The following is a 14598-nucleotide window of genomic DNA, read 5'->3' as shown; positions in this document are numbered from 1 at the left end:
TTATAAACTGCCTCTGGCAAACTTAAATGCGCATGCCTGTTGTGCCTGTTTCACTAAATAAAATGCTTCTTTGAGTTGATGACGTTCTAGTGACGTAAGACTTTGCGGGTTGACACAATTTTCAGGAAGGTGCGCTTGATCAAATTGCGTTTTAAAACGCAACTGAGTGAAAAATCGCCAACAATCTTTTAGGTCATAAATGTCTTTTTTACTCAGTAAACTCCCTTCTAGTAATGCTTCTAATCGCGCGAGCGTGTTGGCTTTGTGTATACCAGCCTTCAAAGCATACAAGCGCACTAAATCGTTAATGATCACCACACCTCGTCGCTTGAGATCTAAATACTTGTGCTGATGCTGGTCCTTTTCTAATTTAAATTGCTGGAACAACCCAAGTGGCACAGAACTCGTATTGATATCGGTGGCCATCGCGGCATAAAACAACTCATTTTTAGTCAGCTGATTTAACTGATTAGTAAAGTCTTGATACAAAACACTTGAGCCATCTATAAAGCGTAAATCAAAATAGATTTTGCAATTGAGCATGGCTTTCGGCGTAGGGGCATCAATCCACTTTGCAAACCGTTTTAACCAACTGGAAAGTGTCCCACAGCACTGTGGGTTACTGGCCATAATGTTGCCAGGGCAAAGCTTTATGCCACATACAGCCAATTGTTCACATACGAAGCGCCCCATTTGAGCAAAGTATTGATACTGCTGTTCACTTATATCATTGGCAAGTAGTAGACCGTTGTCTTGATCAGAGTGCAACGTTTGCTCTTCTCGGGCTTGAGAACCAAAACATATCCAACTGAATGAGCAGGGTGCAGGCCCATGTTGCTGTTGAAATAAAAAGATCAATCTCGATGTCAACGCATCGCTGATGCCGCTTAATAATTTACCGATCAGGGAAATATCGTCGATGTTGTGAGAAAAGCGCTTTAATAAGGTGCCCGTTTCTTGAGCATGAAGTTTAAGTTCGGCAACACTTTGTGACTTATATATTTTACTGATCAACTGCACAGGATCACTTTTTTGCTGACGCAGTAAATCGGTACTCGTCAGCATCCCTAACGGCTTAAAATGCTCGTCCAACACGGGTAAGTGATGAATATTGTGCTTAAGCATTAAATGCAGCGCCGAGAAAACCCGATTGTGTTCAAAAATATACTTAGGCGAGCTCGTCATGATAGTGGCAATACTTTGCTCTGGGTCGACCCTTTTTGCTAATACACGATTTCGCAGATCTCTGTCTGTCACGACACCTATCAATTTATCTTGTTCACTAACAATGATTGACGACACGCTGTGCTCACTCATCGTTTTTGCCGCTTCAACAATACTTGCCATTGCTGTTAAAGACACCGCCCCTCGGCTCATCACCTCCTTGACCTTTTTTTGGGACCAATCATCTCGTTGCTGCTTATAATGAGAAGACAGTAGTCGGTTAGCATGGGCTTTAACGAAGTGTTGTTCAAATGCTTTGTATTCACGGCGCAAAAATTCAAAGTCAGCTTCTTTGAGCACATAAACTAAGCCTGGAGCCGTCACTTGCAACTGATTTTTGATTGGCTCACCAGTAAGCAAAGAGGGATAACCAAAGTAATCTCCTTGCGCAAGACGAGTAATAATATCCCCATTCGGATTGATTAAATCGTAACTGCCTGAACGTACTAAATACAGACACATATGACTACTTTTCAACCATTGATGTGTATTGTGCTCGGTTAAATAAATTACCTCTAAATGAGTGGCAAAAAAATGACTGGCTGTCTCGGGGAGCTCGTTAAAGGGCGTTTGCGTTGAAATGAACTGCTTTACTTCAGCTATCTCTGCTGTCATGCCGTTCTCCTTCTGAGCAAAAAACAAAGAAACTCAGCCTAATATGCTGAGTTTCTTTTTACATATCATTTATTTTAGTGCGCTTGTGCTGCACTGGAACCTTTTGGATTACGAATACTTTCAACCATTTGTTGCACTTCAATAGGCGTTTCAGCGGTTAGCTTGAGTACGAGTGCCGCCACGACAAAGTTGATCATCATACCAACAATACCAATCCCCTCTGGTGATATACCAAATAGCCAGTTTGCGGGTGTATTCAATTCAGGGCTAACAAACTTAAAGTAGATAATGTATGCCGCAGTAAATGTGATCCCAGTCACCATGCCCGCAATCGCCCCTTCTTTGTTCATGCGCTTTGAGAATATACCCATAATGATCGCAGGGAAAAAACTCGCCGCCGCCAAACCAAAGGCAAAAGCCACAACCGAAGCCACAAAACCAGGTGGATTAATACCAAAGTATGCGGAAATAGCAATCGCCACCATGGCAGACAAACGTGCTGCAAGTAACTCTTGTTTGTCACTAATATCTGGCTTGAGCGTACGCTTAAGTAAATCATGTGAAACAGAAGTAGAAATCACCAACAATAGCCCAGCTGTAGTCGACAATGCGGCCGCAATTCCACCCGCCGCCACAAGTGCAATCACCCATGCTGGTAAATCGGCTATTTCTGGGTTTGCCAATACCATAATGTCGCGGTCAATCTTCACTTCATTTGCACTGTTGGGATCTTCTATTTTGCCTGCGGAGTAAGACATTTTGCCATCGTTGTTTTTATCTTCGAAAACGATTAGGCCCGTTCTTTCCCAATTTTTAACCCATGTTGGCGCGTCTGCGTAAGCGGTACCACTACCATCTTTACCATTAATCGTGTCTATCATGTTGACGCGCGCAAATGAGGCAACCGCTGGCGCTGTGGTGTATACAATAGCAATAAAGACCAATGTCCAAGCCGCTGAAATTCGCGTGTCTTTCACACGAGGCACTGTGAAAAAGCGCACAATCACATGCGGTAAACCAGCAGTACCGACCATCAACGCTGCTGTGATAGCAAACACATCAATCATACTTTTTGACCCTTCGGTGTACTGCGCAAAACCCAGTTCGGCACTGAGGCCATCGAGTTTATCGAGAACATACATGCCCGAACCATCCCCCAGCGTCGCACCAAAACCCGTTTGTGGTAGTAAATGCCCAGTCATCATCATCGAGATAAAAATTGCAGGTACCAGATAGGCAAACACCAACACACAATATTGCGCAACTTGCGTATAGGTGATCCCTTTCATGCCGCCTAGCACAGCGTAGAAGAACACAATCACCATGCCAATATAAACACCGGTTTCAATATCCACTTCTAAAAAGCGCGAGAACACCACGCCCACACCGCGCATTTGACCTGCGATATAAGTAAAGCAGATAAAGATCGCGCATAAAATGGCAACCACGCGCGCCACCTGCGAGTAATATCTGTCACCAATAAAGTCTGGCACAGTAAACTTGCCAAATTTACGTAAGTAGGGCGCTAAACAAAGGGCCAGCAATACGTAGCCACCGGTCCACCCCATCAGGTATACACCTCCATCATAGCCGGCAAACGAGATGATCCCAGCCATAGAAATAAATGACGCGGCACTCATCCAGTCGGCAGCAGTTGCCATACCATTGGCAAAAGGTGGTACGCCACCACCAGCAACATAAAAGTCTTTTGTTGAGCCTGCACGCGCCCAAATCGCAATGCCGATATACAGCGCAAAGCTGAGGCCAACAATAATAAAAGTGAGAGTTTGTACATCCATCATTGCGCCCCTTATTCGTCTACGCCGTATTTTTTATCAAGCGCATTCATTTTAAATGCGTAGACAAAAATCAAAGCCACAAAGGTATAAATTGCGCCTTGCTGAGAAAACCAAAAACCCAATTTGAATCCGAAAAAGCGAATTTCATTGAGTACATCTACTAATAAAATGCCAAAGCCAAACGACACGACAAACCAAATTGCCAGTAGCTTGAACATCAGGGCGAGATTTTCCGACCAATATGCTTTTGCTTGTTCTTCGTCTTTAAAAGCCATTTGTATCCCCTTTCATTGGCAAAATACGCCAATGTGTTGGTGTTAAATTGTCATTAATTACCTTAGCAATGGCATTGCAAGAAGGAATTGAGACCTTAGTCGTAGTAACACGATTACGTTTACGTTAACTGCACCTTGAGAAAGATTCATACAGATAAAAACTCAATAAAAACAAACCCATAGAAAATCTCTCTCATTTTCTTCCACCTATGTTTGAGAAATATGACGCTTATACGACATTAGTCTAACCAACTTGCTTATTTGAATTTACTTAATACTAACAACAACTTATGAAGAGCTTTCCGCGCACATTCATAAAGACATTGGCGCAAATTATGGTATGGTTGGTTCATGACAACTAAATAAGAAGAAGAATGACGGCAGCGCTCGTATTAGTGTCGGTATGTTATATCGGCGTACTTTTTTGGCTCGCAAATTGGGGGGATAAAACCACACCAAAAGCAATGGCAATTAGTCGCCACCCTTTTGTTTATGCATTTTCGCTCGGGATCTATTGTACTTCCTGGACTTATTATGGTTCTGTAGGTACTGCTGCAGAAAGCAGCTGGCACTATTTACCTATTTTACTCGGCCCCGCGCTGTTATTTTTCTTTGCTCATGGCTTTTTAAGAAAGTTGATATTGGTCAGTAAAAAACAAAACATCACCACCATTGCAGACTTTATTTCAGCGCGCTACGGTAAGCGTCAGGCAACAGGTGTTATGGTCACGATGATTGCACTGCTTGCCACCATTCCCTACATTGCTTTGCAGCTTAAAGCGCTTAGCAGCAGCTTTTTATTGCTACAACAAGGGGAGCAAGTGTCGGGTTCAGTACTGGCACTGGTCGGTACATTGATCATGGCACTATTTGCCATTTTTTTCGGTACGCAAAAAGTAGATGTCACGGAGTACCGCTCAGGATTAATGCTCGCGGTCGCGTTTGAGTCTTTAGTTAAGTTACTGGCACTTGGCGCAGTGGCCGCCTTAGCCATTTATGCATTGATGCAAAAACCAGAAGATACAACCCCATTGCTCGCACATTGGTTTGAGTTTGAATCGTTCAACTTTAACTTCTTCGGTCAAACACTGATGGCCGCTGCGGCTATTATTTGTTTACCCAGACAGTTTCACGTCACTGTGGTTGATAACCAAGATAGAAAGCACCTTAATACTGCTAGATGGGCCTTTCCTCTATACTTGTTGTTGATTGGTGCGATGATCATTCCGATTGCCACCGCAGCAATACACCCACAAATTGGCTCAGGCATGGCTGCCGATAGTTTTGTGTTGGCACTGCCACTCACGCAAGAGTCCCCTATCATCACCACCTTTGTGTTTATTGGTGGTCTTTCTGCTGCCACCGCCATGATTGTGGTCGCGACGCTTACGCTCAGTACAATGCTTTCAAACGATGTTATTTTGCCTTTGTTTTTAAAACGAAAATTAAAACGTAGCGCCCTCACCCGTAACTATAAAGCATCCATTTTAAATATACGCCGAGTCACTATTGCCGCTATTTTACTACTGGCTTATTTATACCAACAATGGTTTGGTCATGGTGAAGCCCTAGCAAGCATGGGGCTAGTTGCTTTTTCATTGGTGACTCAATTGCTGCCAGCCATTGTCGGTGGCTTATACTGGCGAAAAGGCCATGCTTACGGTGTTTATGCCGGCTTATTGGCTGGCTTTGTATGCTGGTTTCTATTTTTGATGGTCCCTGTTATGGATGCTGGTGTTACGCTTGATTACGCATTAAGGCAAAGCATCATTACACAAGGTACTTTGGCCGCACTGATCGCGAATATCACTTGTTATGTGAGTTTCTCACTCGCAGCCCATGAGCGTCTTATCGATAAAATCCAAGCGGCAGCGTTCGTCAATCCAAAAGAACAAGCAACCTTTACTAAACGAGCCAATAAACACGTTAAAGCAAGTGTGTATGACTTCAAAGTGCTACTGCAAACGTTTTTGGGTATCCAACGCTCAGGGCAGTTACTGAGTCATTATGCGCTCACCCATGATATTGACGATAACAATGCCCACCCTGAGCCTGACTTTATCGCCTACTGTGAGCGTGCTTTAACGGGTGTACTTGGGGCATCTTCCGCACAGGCACTTATCCAAGCGGTCTCTTCAGGTAAGCAAATGGCATTTGAAGAAGTCGTCAATTTTTTTGATGAAACTACTCAAGCCCTGCAATTTAATCAAAACTTACTCTATACCTCCCTTGAAAACCTCAGTCATGGTATTTCAGTGGTAGACAAAGACTTAAATCTAGTCGCTTGGAACAAACGTTACACTGAAATGTTTGACTATCCCCCAGCATTTCTAGAAGTTGGCCTGCCCATTGAGAAAGTCATTCGCTTTAATGCCGAGCGCGGTGAGTGTGGCCCCGGCGAAATAGATCACCTTGTTGAAAAACGCGTACAACATTTACGAAATGGCACACCCCATCACTTTATTCGTCACCGTAAAGACGGCCAAGTCTATGAAATGACGGGCAACCCTTTGCCCGAAGGTGGTTTTGTCACCAGCTTTTCTGACATCACTATGCATATTGCTACCCAAAATGCGCTGGAAGAAATAAACATGGATCTGGAAAATCGCATTGAAGCGCGTACGCAAGAGATCAGAACCATAAACACCGATCTACAAGCACAAATCGCGTCGCGTATCGATACAGAACACGCGCTGACGGCCGCCAAAAAGGAAGCCGAGCAAGCGAATGACAGTAAAACGCGATTTTTGGCACTGGCAAGTCATGATATTTTGCAGCCTCTTAATGCCGCAAGACTTTACTTGGGCGCGATTAATGAGCAAACGTTGAGCAAACAAGATCAAGGTAACTTTGAAAAGCTCAGTGACAGCCTCGATTCCACCGTGCATTTAATGTCTGCGCTACTTGATATCGCCAAATTGGAGCAAGGAGCGATGAAACCCAGCCCGCGACATTTCAATATTGATGATATTCTAGGCCCTCTAGCCAACGAATATGCCATTGTTTCTGCAGAGAAAGGCCTCACATTAAAAGTACGCAGCAATCACCTCGTCGTGCATAGTGATACCACGTACCTGCGTCGCATTATTCAAAACTTGGTCTCTAATGCTGTGAAATACACAGAGCAAGGTAAAGTACTGGTGGCCTGTCGAGATAAAAAACACAGCTTACGATTGGAAGTATGGGATACCGGCCCGGGTATTGCAGAGCATCAATTAAATAAGGTATTTAATGATTTTTATCGTATCAAAACCAACGACAATAAAGGTGTTGGCTTAGGACTGGGTGTCGTAAAAAGGCTATGTGATCTGCTTAGCATAGAGCTGGAAGTGACTTCTGTGGTCGATAAAGGCAGCCGCTTTAGCATTACCATACCAAAAGGCGAAGCACAGTTAGCAGAGCAAAAAGAATCGCGGCCCACCACAGCAAGCGAAGCAATTGAACAACCGAAAGTACGCGTTCTTGCCATAGACGACGACCCTAAAAATCTACAAGCAATGGCAAGCCTATTAGACAAATGGCAATGTGAGTACCAACTTTTTGAAACGGCCGCTAATGTATCCGCCTATGCACAAAGCAATCCAGCACCTGACATGCTCTTGATGGACTACCAATTAGGCGATGACCTAGATGGCCTATCCCTCATTGCTACGTTACGTGATATTTGGCAGCAACCAGTACCCGCGGTTTTAATCACCGCGGTACGTGACGAAACAGTTAAAGGGCAAGCCAAAGAGGCCAAAGTGCATTATTTGTCGAAACCGGTCAAGCCTGCAAAGCTTAAAGCGCTGTTGAATTTTGCAAGATAAACAATTGTTTTTATCTCTAGCTTTTTAGATGCATAAATTTTTCTTTCCTAACGTGCGCTTTGCTTTTAAAGTAAGTACTCAGTAACACAACAGGAATGGGGACAATGAACTATATACTTACCACGCAATGCGCCGATGACATTGGATTGATCGCGAAAATTACCAACCTTTGTTATGAACATAATTTAAATATCACACGCAACAATGAATTTGTAGACAAAGAAGGCGCAAGATTTTTTATGCGCACGGAGCTTACAGGCGAACCTAGCCCGCAATTTTTATCTCAGTTACAAGCACAACTGCCAACAGGCGCCAAGGTTGCACTGCATCACGGTGAAAAAACCAAAGTGGTGTTGCTTGCCACTAAAGAAGCCCATTGTTTGGGCGGCGTGTTGCTTAAGCAATTTGAAAATGCAATGAATATTGAAGTGCTTGCGGTCATCGCAAACTATCCAAATCTTGAACCACTCGCGAAAGGATTTGGTGTGCCGTTTCATTGTGTATCACATGAAGGGCTAAGCCGAGCAGAGCATGATGAAAAAATGGCCGAAGTGATCGAACAATATCAGCCAGACATCATAGGTTTAGCTAAATATATGCGCATTCTAAGCCCCGAGTTTGTGGCGCGTTTTAACAATCGTATCATTAATATTCATCACTCATTTTTACCCGCATTTATCGGAGCAAAACCCTATCATCAAGCATTTGAGCGTGGCGTAAAAATCATTGGGGCAACGGCACACTTTGTAAACGATGAGCTAGATGAGGGGCCAATCATCATGCAAGACGTGACTCAGGTAAGCCACGCCAATGATGCTGAGAGTATGGCGAAAATGGGCCGAGACATTGAAAAAACGGTGTTCTGCAAGGCAATTCAACTTGCTTGTGAACATAAAGTATTTATCAATGGCAACAAAACGGTGGTGTTTAGCTAATAAATATGGCTTAGTATGAAAAAGCGCCGATGCGCTTTTTCATACTAAGCTTCAATGGGTTCTAGTTGTAATTTTGATGCGATCAGTACCGCCTGCGTACGGTTGTACACGCCCAACTTTCTAAAAATTGCGGTAATGTGCGCTTTTACGGTTGCTTCAGAAATATGCAACTCAAATGCAATTTGTTTATTCAGTAATCCTTCGTGTAAATACTGCAAGACTTTGTACTGCTGAGGCGTTAAAGACGCCACTTGTTGTGCAAGTTCCTTATCTTCATTTTCTATACTCGCCACTTCATCTTTCATGCCTTCAGGTAACCAAGTGTCCCCTTCCAGCACGGTATCTATTGCCTCTGCTATCTGCTCAGATGAAGATGATTTGGGAATAAAACCCATTGCACCGTAGCCAATCACTTTAGAAATAACCGATAAGTCTTCACTACCCGATATCACTACCACAGGTAAGCTTGGGTGATCTTCACGAATACGGATCAGACCGTATAAGTCGCCACTGCCCGGCATGTGCAAATCAAGCAGTAATAAGTCTAACTCTTCATATTTCTCTAATGCGATTAGCGTGCTGTCAAAAGTATCAGCTTCAAACACAGTCAGCGCTTCAAATCGATTTTGTAACGCGCCCTTGAGCGCCTCACGAAATAGCGGGTGATCATCTGCGATTAAAAACTGATTCATGGTAGGCTCCTAAAAATTCGGCTGTCATCTAACAAGGTGACAGCCGATATAGTCGTTTAGAATTGAATGTAATTCAAGCTTTTAACGTTCAATTAACGATTTAAGCGATTTTCAATCAGCTCATCAACCACACTCGGATCAGCAAGCGTCGAGGTATCACCTAATTGTTGATATTCGTTGGCTGCAATCTTACGTAAAATACGACGCATAATTTTACCAGAACGCGTTTTTGGAAGACCCGGTGACCACTGAATCATATCCGGTGACGCAATTGGACTTAGCTCTTTTCTCACCCAATTACGCACTTCTTTGGTTAAATCGTCGCTCACCACGACACCTTCATTTGGCGTAACATATACGTATATGCCTTGGCCTTTAATATCATGTGGATAGCCAACAACCGCCGCTTCAGCAACTGCCTCGTGTGCAACCAAAGCACTTTCAATTTCCGCCGTACCTAAGCGGTGCCCTGATACGTTGAGCACATCATCTACTCGCCCAGTGATCCAATAGTAGCCATCTTCATCACGACGACAGCCATCACCTGTGAAATACACACCTGGGTAAGCTGAAAAATAAGTCTGCTCAAAACGCTCGTGGTCGCCATAAACAGTTCTCGCTTGTGAAGGCCAGCTATCAAGGATGACTAAGTTACCTTCTGTAGCGCCTGCTAAGTCATTACCTTGCGCATCAAATAGAGCTGGCGCAATGCCAAAGAAAGGACGTGTTGCTGAACCTGGCTTCATATCCGTTGCCCCCGGTAATGGCGTGATCATGATGCCACCAGTTTCCGTCTGCCACCAAGTGTCAACAATTGGACACGAGCCATTACCAATTTTGTCGTAGTACCAAGACCATGCTTCTGGGTTAATAGGCTCACCAACTGAACCCAAAATACGTAAGCTAGAACGTGTCGACGTGGCGGTAGGTTCGTCACCTTTCGCCATCAAAGCACGAATAGCGGTCGGTGCAGTGTATAGAATAGTGACGTTATGTTTATCAACCACTTCACCAATACGCCCAGCCGATGGGTAAGTCGGTACGCCCTCAAAAATAACTTGCGTACAACCATTTGCCAGTGGGCCATAGGCAATATAGCTGTGACCTGTGATCCAACCCACATCTGCACTACACCAATAAACGTCATCTTCTTTAAGGTCGAAAACATACTCATGGGTCATTGATGCATAAACAAGATATCCACCCGTCGTATGCACAACCCCTTTTGGTTGGCCTGTTGAGCCTGAAGTATAAAGAATGAATAGCGGATCTTCTGCATTCATAGCGGTAGGTTCACATGTTGACGCAACATCCGCTACCAGCTCATGCCACCAGACATCATGGCTTTGCCATTCAACTTCACCACCCGTTAAACGGTGAACAACCACGTGGTCAATTTCCACGCCAGGTTGCGCCACGGCTTCATCTACGTTCGCTTTGAGTGGCACACAATTGCCACCGCGACGGCCTTCATCGGATGTGATCACCACTTTGGCACCCGAGTCTTTAATTCGGTCAGCAATCGCAGAAGGAGAAAAGCCACCAAATACCACCGAATGAACGGCACCAATACGTGCACAAGCTTGCATTGCATAGACAGCTTGTGGCGTCATCGGCATATAAATTGCCACGCGGTCACCTTTGCCTACACCTAACTTTTTCAAGCCATTTGCCAACTTGGCGACTTCATCATGTAATTGCTGATAGGTGATATTTTCACTGTCGGCAGGATTATCCCCTTCCCAAATCAGCGCCACTTTGTCTGCTTTATCTTTAAGGTGGCGGTCAATACAGTTATATGAGGCATTCAATTCGCCGTCTTCAAACCATTTGATGCTGATATGGCCTTTATCAAAAGAAGTATTCTTCACTTTAGTAAATGGTTTAGACCATTCTAGACGCTGTCCATGCTCTGCCCAAAAGCTCTGTGGATCCTCAATTGATTGCTTATAAAGCGTATTATATTTGTCATTATCAATGAGTGCGTTTGATTTAATCGCCTCAGGAACTGGGTAAATGCTCTGTGACATAGTCATCTCCATATTAAATTTATGCGCCGTAAGGCTTTGCCCAAGGATCACTCAGCCAAAGCAAGGAAAGTATTAGACCTTAGTTGTAGAACTTTTTATTTCTAGGCATCAGCATGAAATAATCTCAACATTATTTGCTCTGCATACCGCTGACTTCCTCGCTCAAGAAAATAAAAAATACCCATTAATAAACAATAGCTTAAAGAGCATCATAGGCAACTCTGTTAAATCAAACTCGTCAACAATGCACATTTCATTTCTACCTTAGTCGTATAGACCAATGGGTAATTGAGGAAAATTGAACCTTAATCAAAAGTGATCATCGACGATTTCTCTTGCGACAACATAACTAATTGGTCGCTATAAAGGAACAATGATTATGACAACATCCAATAAATTTAAAAGAACGATGGTTGCAACTAGCTTACTGAGCCTATTTTGTTTACCTGCAATGGCGGCTTCAATTGGCCAAACAGACATCAATTATGGTGGTTATATAAAGCTCGATGCCATGTGGAGCGACTTTTCTGATGGCACACTAGGCAGTGGTAATATTGGCCGAGATTTTTATGTTCCTGGCACCACACCGGTATCAGCATCAACCTCTGAAGATGCGGTGTTTGACATGCATGCGAGGCAATCCCGCTTTAATCTATCGACAAATACCAAACTAGACGATGGCAGCGAAATAAAAACCAAAATAGAGCTCGATTTTATCGCGTCGATTGGTGGTAATGAACGCGTGACCAACTCCTACTCGCCAAGAATTCGTCAGGCCTACGCAACATACAAAGGCTGGTTGTTCGGCCAAGCTTGGTCAAACTTTCAAAATGTCGGAGCATTGCCTGAAACACTTGATTTCGTAGGCCCAGCCGAAGGTACGGTATTCGTTCGTCAAGCGATGATGAAATACACAGTAGGAAACTGGTCATTCTCGGCGGAAAACCCAGAAAGCACTATAACGACCACCACCGAATCGCGTGTTGTGACCGATGATGCGAGCATGCCTGATTTTACGGCAAGATATACCTATAACGCTGATTGGGGTAATTTTGTCGTTGCTGCATTGGCACGCCAGCTGACTTATAAACTCGGCGCGGCTGATGCAACGGAAACATCTCTGGGAGTGAGTGCTTCAGGGCGAATCAACTTTGATAAAAATAACGTGAAGTTTATGCTCACGCACGGACAAGGCCTAGGCCGTTATGTCGGCTTAAATGTGTCGAACGGTGCGGTATTTGATGGGAATGATTTACATGCCATCGACTCAACATCAGGCTTTATAAGCTACCAGCATCATTGGAGCAGTCAATTCAGGTCCACCTTCTTATACTCATTCTTCTCGGCTGATAATGACGAACACTTGCTTGCGATTACTGGTAACCCCACTAAATCGAGTCAAAGTTATAGCGCCAACCTCCTCTACTCTCCTGTTAAAAAACTCACTTTTGGTGTTGAGTATAAGGTCGCGACACGTGATACCGAAGCGAATATCGATGGTGACCTAAATCGTTTACAGCTCTCAGCCAAATATGTATTTTAAAACCTTGCTTACAAAATGAAAAAAGCCCGGAACATCCGGGCTTTTACGCTAAATCAGTTTAATTACAGCTCAACATCTGTTGCCGCTAAGCCTTGATCTTCACCTTCTTCAGGTTTGATGGTTGCTTGCAACAACAACATTTCGCGTAATTTACCTTCAATCTCATTGGCGATCTCAGGGTTTTCTTTTAAGAACTTAATTGAGTTTGACTTACCTTGACCTACTTTACTGCCATTGTAACTATACCAAGCACCTGACTTTTCAACTAGTTTGTGCTTAACGCCTAAATCAATTAACTCACCATGTTTAGAAATACCTTCACCGTACATGATGATAAACTCAGCTTGTTTAAATGGTGGTGCCACCTTGTTTTTAACAATCTTCACGCGAGTTTCGTTACCTACCACTTCATCGCCTTCTTTTACCGAACCAATACGACGAATATCAATACGCACAGATGAATAGAACTTAAGTGCGTTACCACCTGTGGTTGTTTCAGGGTTACCAAACATCACACCAATCTTCATACGGATTTGGTTGATGAAGATACATAAAGTATTAGAACGCTTAATGTTTGCGGTCAATTTACGTAGCGCTTGTGACATCAAGCGTGCTTGCAAACCAACGTGAGTGTCACCCATATCACCTTCAATTTCGGCTTTAGGCGTTAATGCGGCAACGGAGTCAACAATCACCACATCAACAGCACCAGAGCGAACGAGCATATCGCAAATTTCTAGTGCCTGCTCACCGGTGTCAGGCTGAGAAACCAATAGTTCATCAACATTTACACCTAACTTTTCTGCATAAACTGGATCTAAAGCATGTTCAGCATCAACGAAGGCACAAGTTTTACCTTGTTTCTGTGCTTCTGCGATAACTTGCAACGTAAGCGTTGTTTTACCCGATGACTCAGGTCCGTAGATTTCAACAATACGACCCGTAGGTAAACCACCAATACCCAACGCAATATCAATGCCAAGTGAACCTGTTGAGATAGATTCAATATCCAATGCTTGGCTATCGCCTAGCTTCATGATTGAACCTTTACCAAATTGACGTTCAATTTGTGACAATGCGGCGTCGAGCGCTTTTTGTTTGTTATCGTTCATTTGCTTCTCCAATTTAGCGTAATGCGCTCAGTATACTGTATAGAATCACAGTATCAAGTATATTTTAGCCTTGAATACGAGAAACAATATTTTTCAAAGCAAAAGCAATAGCTTGCGTTCTAACATAACTACGCTCTCCAAAGAAAACTTGTTCGTAACAGGTCACACTTCCCTGCACATTAATTGCAAACCAAACTAAACCCACAGGCTTTTCTTTGGAGCCACCGCCTGGACCTGCGATACCAGAAACGGCAACCGCAACATCCGCATTCGCAGCTTTTGCAGCCCCCTTTGCCATCTCAAATACTGTTTGCTCACTCACTGCACCGTAATTAGCCAATGTGTCAGCGCTGACATGTAACAACGCTTGTTTTGCTTCATTGCTGTATGTAACAAAACACCTATCTACATAATTTGAGCTACCAGGCGTATCTGTCAGTGCATAGCTAATTCCACCACCTGTACATGACTCAGCGGTAGTGATCGTCAAACGTTTATCCGTTAAAATAGCGCCCAACTGTGCAGCCAGAGTTTTAATCTCTAGGTTTAGCTCCATATTCAACC

10 protein-coding genes are annotated in these 14598 nt (G+C 43.7%); 3 read left to right on the top strand and 7 right to left on the bottom strand.

What is annotated here, in order from left to right; genetic code table 11:
* The 3 genes from ACW689_RS17215 to ACW689_RS17205 all read right to left on the bottom strand — a co-directional run bounded on the left by ACW689_RS17215 (window position 1) and on the right by ACW689_RS17205 (window position 3913).
* Window positions 1–1839 (bottom strand): DUF294 nucleotidyltransferase-like domain-containing protein, encoded by a 1839-nt coding sequence (locus ACW689_RS17215; protein ID WP_476293247.1) that lies wholly within the window; start codon window positions 1837–1839, stop codon window positions 1–3.
* Between the two features lie 74 nt (window positions 1840–1913).
* Window positions 1914–3638: a sodium:solute symporter family protein gene (locus ACW689_RS17210; RefSeq protein WP_476293329.1), complete on the bottom strand. Its 1725-nt coding sequence runs from the start codon at window positions 3636–3638 to the stop codon at window positions 1914–1916.
* A gap of 11 nt (window positions 3639–3649) precedes the next feature.
* A complete protein-coding gene (locus ACW689_RS17205) occupies window positions 3650–3913 on the bottom strand; it encodes a DUF4212 domain-containing protein (protein ID WP_476293246.1) in 264 nt (87 codons plus the stop codon).
* A 374-nt stretch (window positions 3914–4287) separates the two neighbouring features.
* On the opposite strand from ACW689_RS17205, the gene ACW689_RS17200 reads away from it, so the two are divergent.
* On the top strand, window positions 4288–7722 hold the full coding sequence (locus tag ACW689_RS17200; RefSeq protein WP_476293244.1) for a PAS domain-containing hybrid sensor histidine kinase/response regulator: 3435 nt from the start codon (window positions 4288–4290) through the stop codon (window positions 7720–7722).
* Between the two features lie 104 nt (window positions 7723–7826).
* The gene (purU, locus tag ACW689_RS17195; protein WP_476293242.1) at window positions 7827–8657 is read left to right on the top strand and encodes a formyltetrahydrofolate deformylase; all 831 of its coding nucleotides are present in this window, start codon (window positions 7827–7829) and stop codon (window positions 8655–8657) included.
* 44 nt (window positions 8658–8701) lie between these two features.
* On the opposite strand, the gene ACW689_RS17190 is transcribed toward purU, so the two are convergent.
* The gene (locus ACW689_RS17190) at window positions 8702–9349 is read right to left on the bottom strand and encodes a response regulator transcription factor (RefSeq protein WP_476293241.1); all 648 of its coding nucleotides are present in this window, start codon (window positions 9347–9349) and stop codon (window positions 8702–8704) included.
* A gap of 92 nt (window positions 9350–9441) precedes the next feature.
* The gene (gene acs, locus ACW689_RS17185; RefSeq protein WP_476293240.1) at window positions 9442–11379 is read right to left on the bottom strand and encodes an acetate--CoA ligase; all 1938 of its coding nucleotides are present in this window, start codon (window positions 11377–11379) and stop codon (window positions 9442–9444) included.
* 409 nt (window positions 11380–11788) lie between these two features.
* Here acs and ACW689_RS17180 point away from each other — a divergent pair, with 409 nt between their 5' ends.
* Complete coding sequence (locus ACW689_RS17180; RefSeq protein WP_476293328.1) at window positions 11789–12922, top strand: DcaP family trimeric outer membrane transporter; 1134 nt, start codon at window positions 11789–11791, stop codon at window positions 12920–12922.
* Between the two features lie 62 nt (window positions 12923–12984).
* Here the strand turns inward: ACW689_RS17180 and recA are convergent, their stop codons facing one another.
* Together recA and ACW689_RS17170 are read right to left on the bottom strand one after the other, a co-directional pair.
* Window positions 12985–14034 carry a recombinase RecA gene (gene recA / locus ACW689_RS17175; protein ID WP_476293239.1) on the bottom strand — a complete coding sequence of 350 codons (1050 nt, stop codon included), beginning with the start codon at window positions 14032–14034 and terminating at the stop codon, window positions 12985–12987.
* Between the two features lie 64 nt (window positions 14035–14098).
* On the bottom strand, window positions 14099–14590 hold the full coding sequence (locus ACW689_RS17170) for a CinA family protein (RefSeq protein ID WP_476293238.1): 492 nt from the start codon (window positions 14588–14590) through the stop codon (window positions 14099–14101).
* Window positions 14591–14598 lie beyond the last annotated feature (8 nt).

Source organism: Pseudoalteromonas sp. ABE4_541 (assembly GCF_056312285.1).
Note: the sequence above shows the minus strand (reverse complement) of the source record. Positions and strands in the feature narration are given on the sequence as shown.

What these genes read in the sequence shown, in the direction of transcription:
- ACW689_RS17190 (WP_476293241.1), bottom strand. Translation starts at nt 9,349, where the DNA reads ATGAATCAGTTTTTAATCGCAGATGATCACCCGCTATTTCGTGAGGCG.
- ACW689_RS17215 (WP_476293247.1), bottom strand. Translation starts at nt 1,839, where the DNA reads ATGACAGCAGAGATAGCTGAAGTAAAGCAGTTCATTTCAACGCAAACG.
- ACW689_RS17180 (WP_476293328.1), top strand. Translation starts at nt 11,789, where the DNA reads ATGGTTGCAACTAGCTTACTGAGCCTATTTTGTTTACCTGCAATGGCG.
- ACW689_RS17200 (WP_476293244.1), top strand. Translation starts at nt 4,288, where the DNA reads ATGACGGCAGCGCTCGTATTAGTGTCGGTATGTTATATCGGCGTACTT.
- ACW689_RS17170 (WP_476293238.1), bottom strand. Translation starts at nt 14,590, where the DNA reads ATGGAGCTAAACCTAGAGATTAAAACTCTGGCTGCACAGTTGGGCGCT.
- recA (WP_476293239.1), bottom strand. Translation starts at nt 14,034, where the DNA reads ATGAACGATAACAAACAAAAAGCGCTCGACGCCGCATTGTCACAAATT.
- acs (WP_476293240.1), bottom strand. Translation starts at nt 11,379, where the DNA reads ATGTCACAGAGCATTTACCCAGTTCCTGAGGCGATTAAATCAAACGCA.
- purU (WP_476293242.1), top strand. Translation starts at nt 7,827, where the DNA reads ATGAACTATATACTTACCACGCAATGCGCCGATGACATTGGATTGATC.
- ACW689_RS17205 (WP_476293246.1), bottom strand. Translation starts at nt 3,913, where the DNA reads ATGGCTTTTAAAGACGAAGAACAAGCAAAAGCATATTGGTCGGAAAAT.
- ACW689_RS17210 (WP_476293329.1), bottom strand. Translation starts at nt 3,638, where the DNA reads ATGGATGTACAAACTCTCACTTTTATTATTGTTGGCCTCAGCTTTGCG.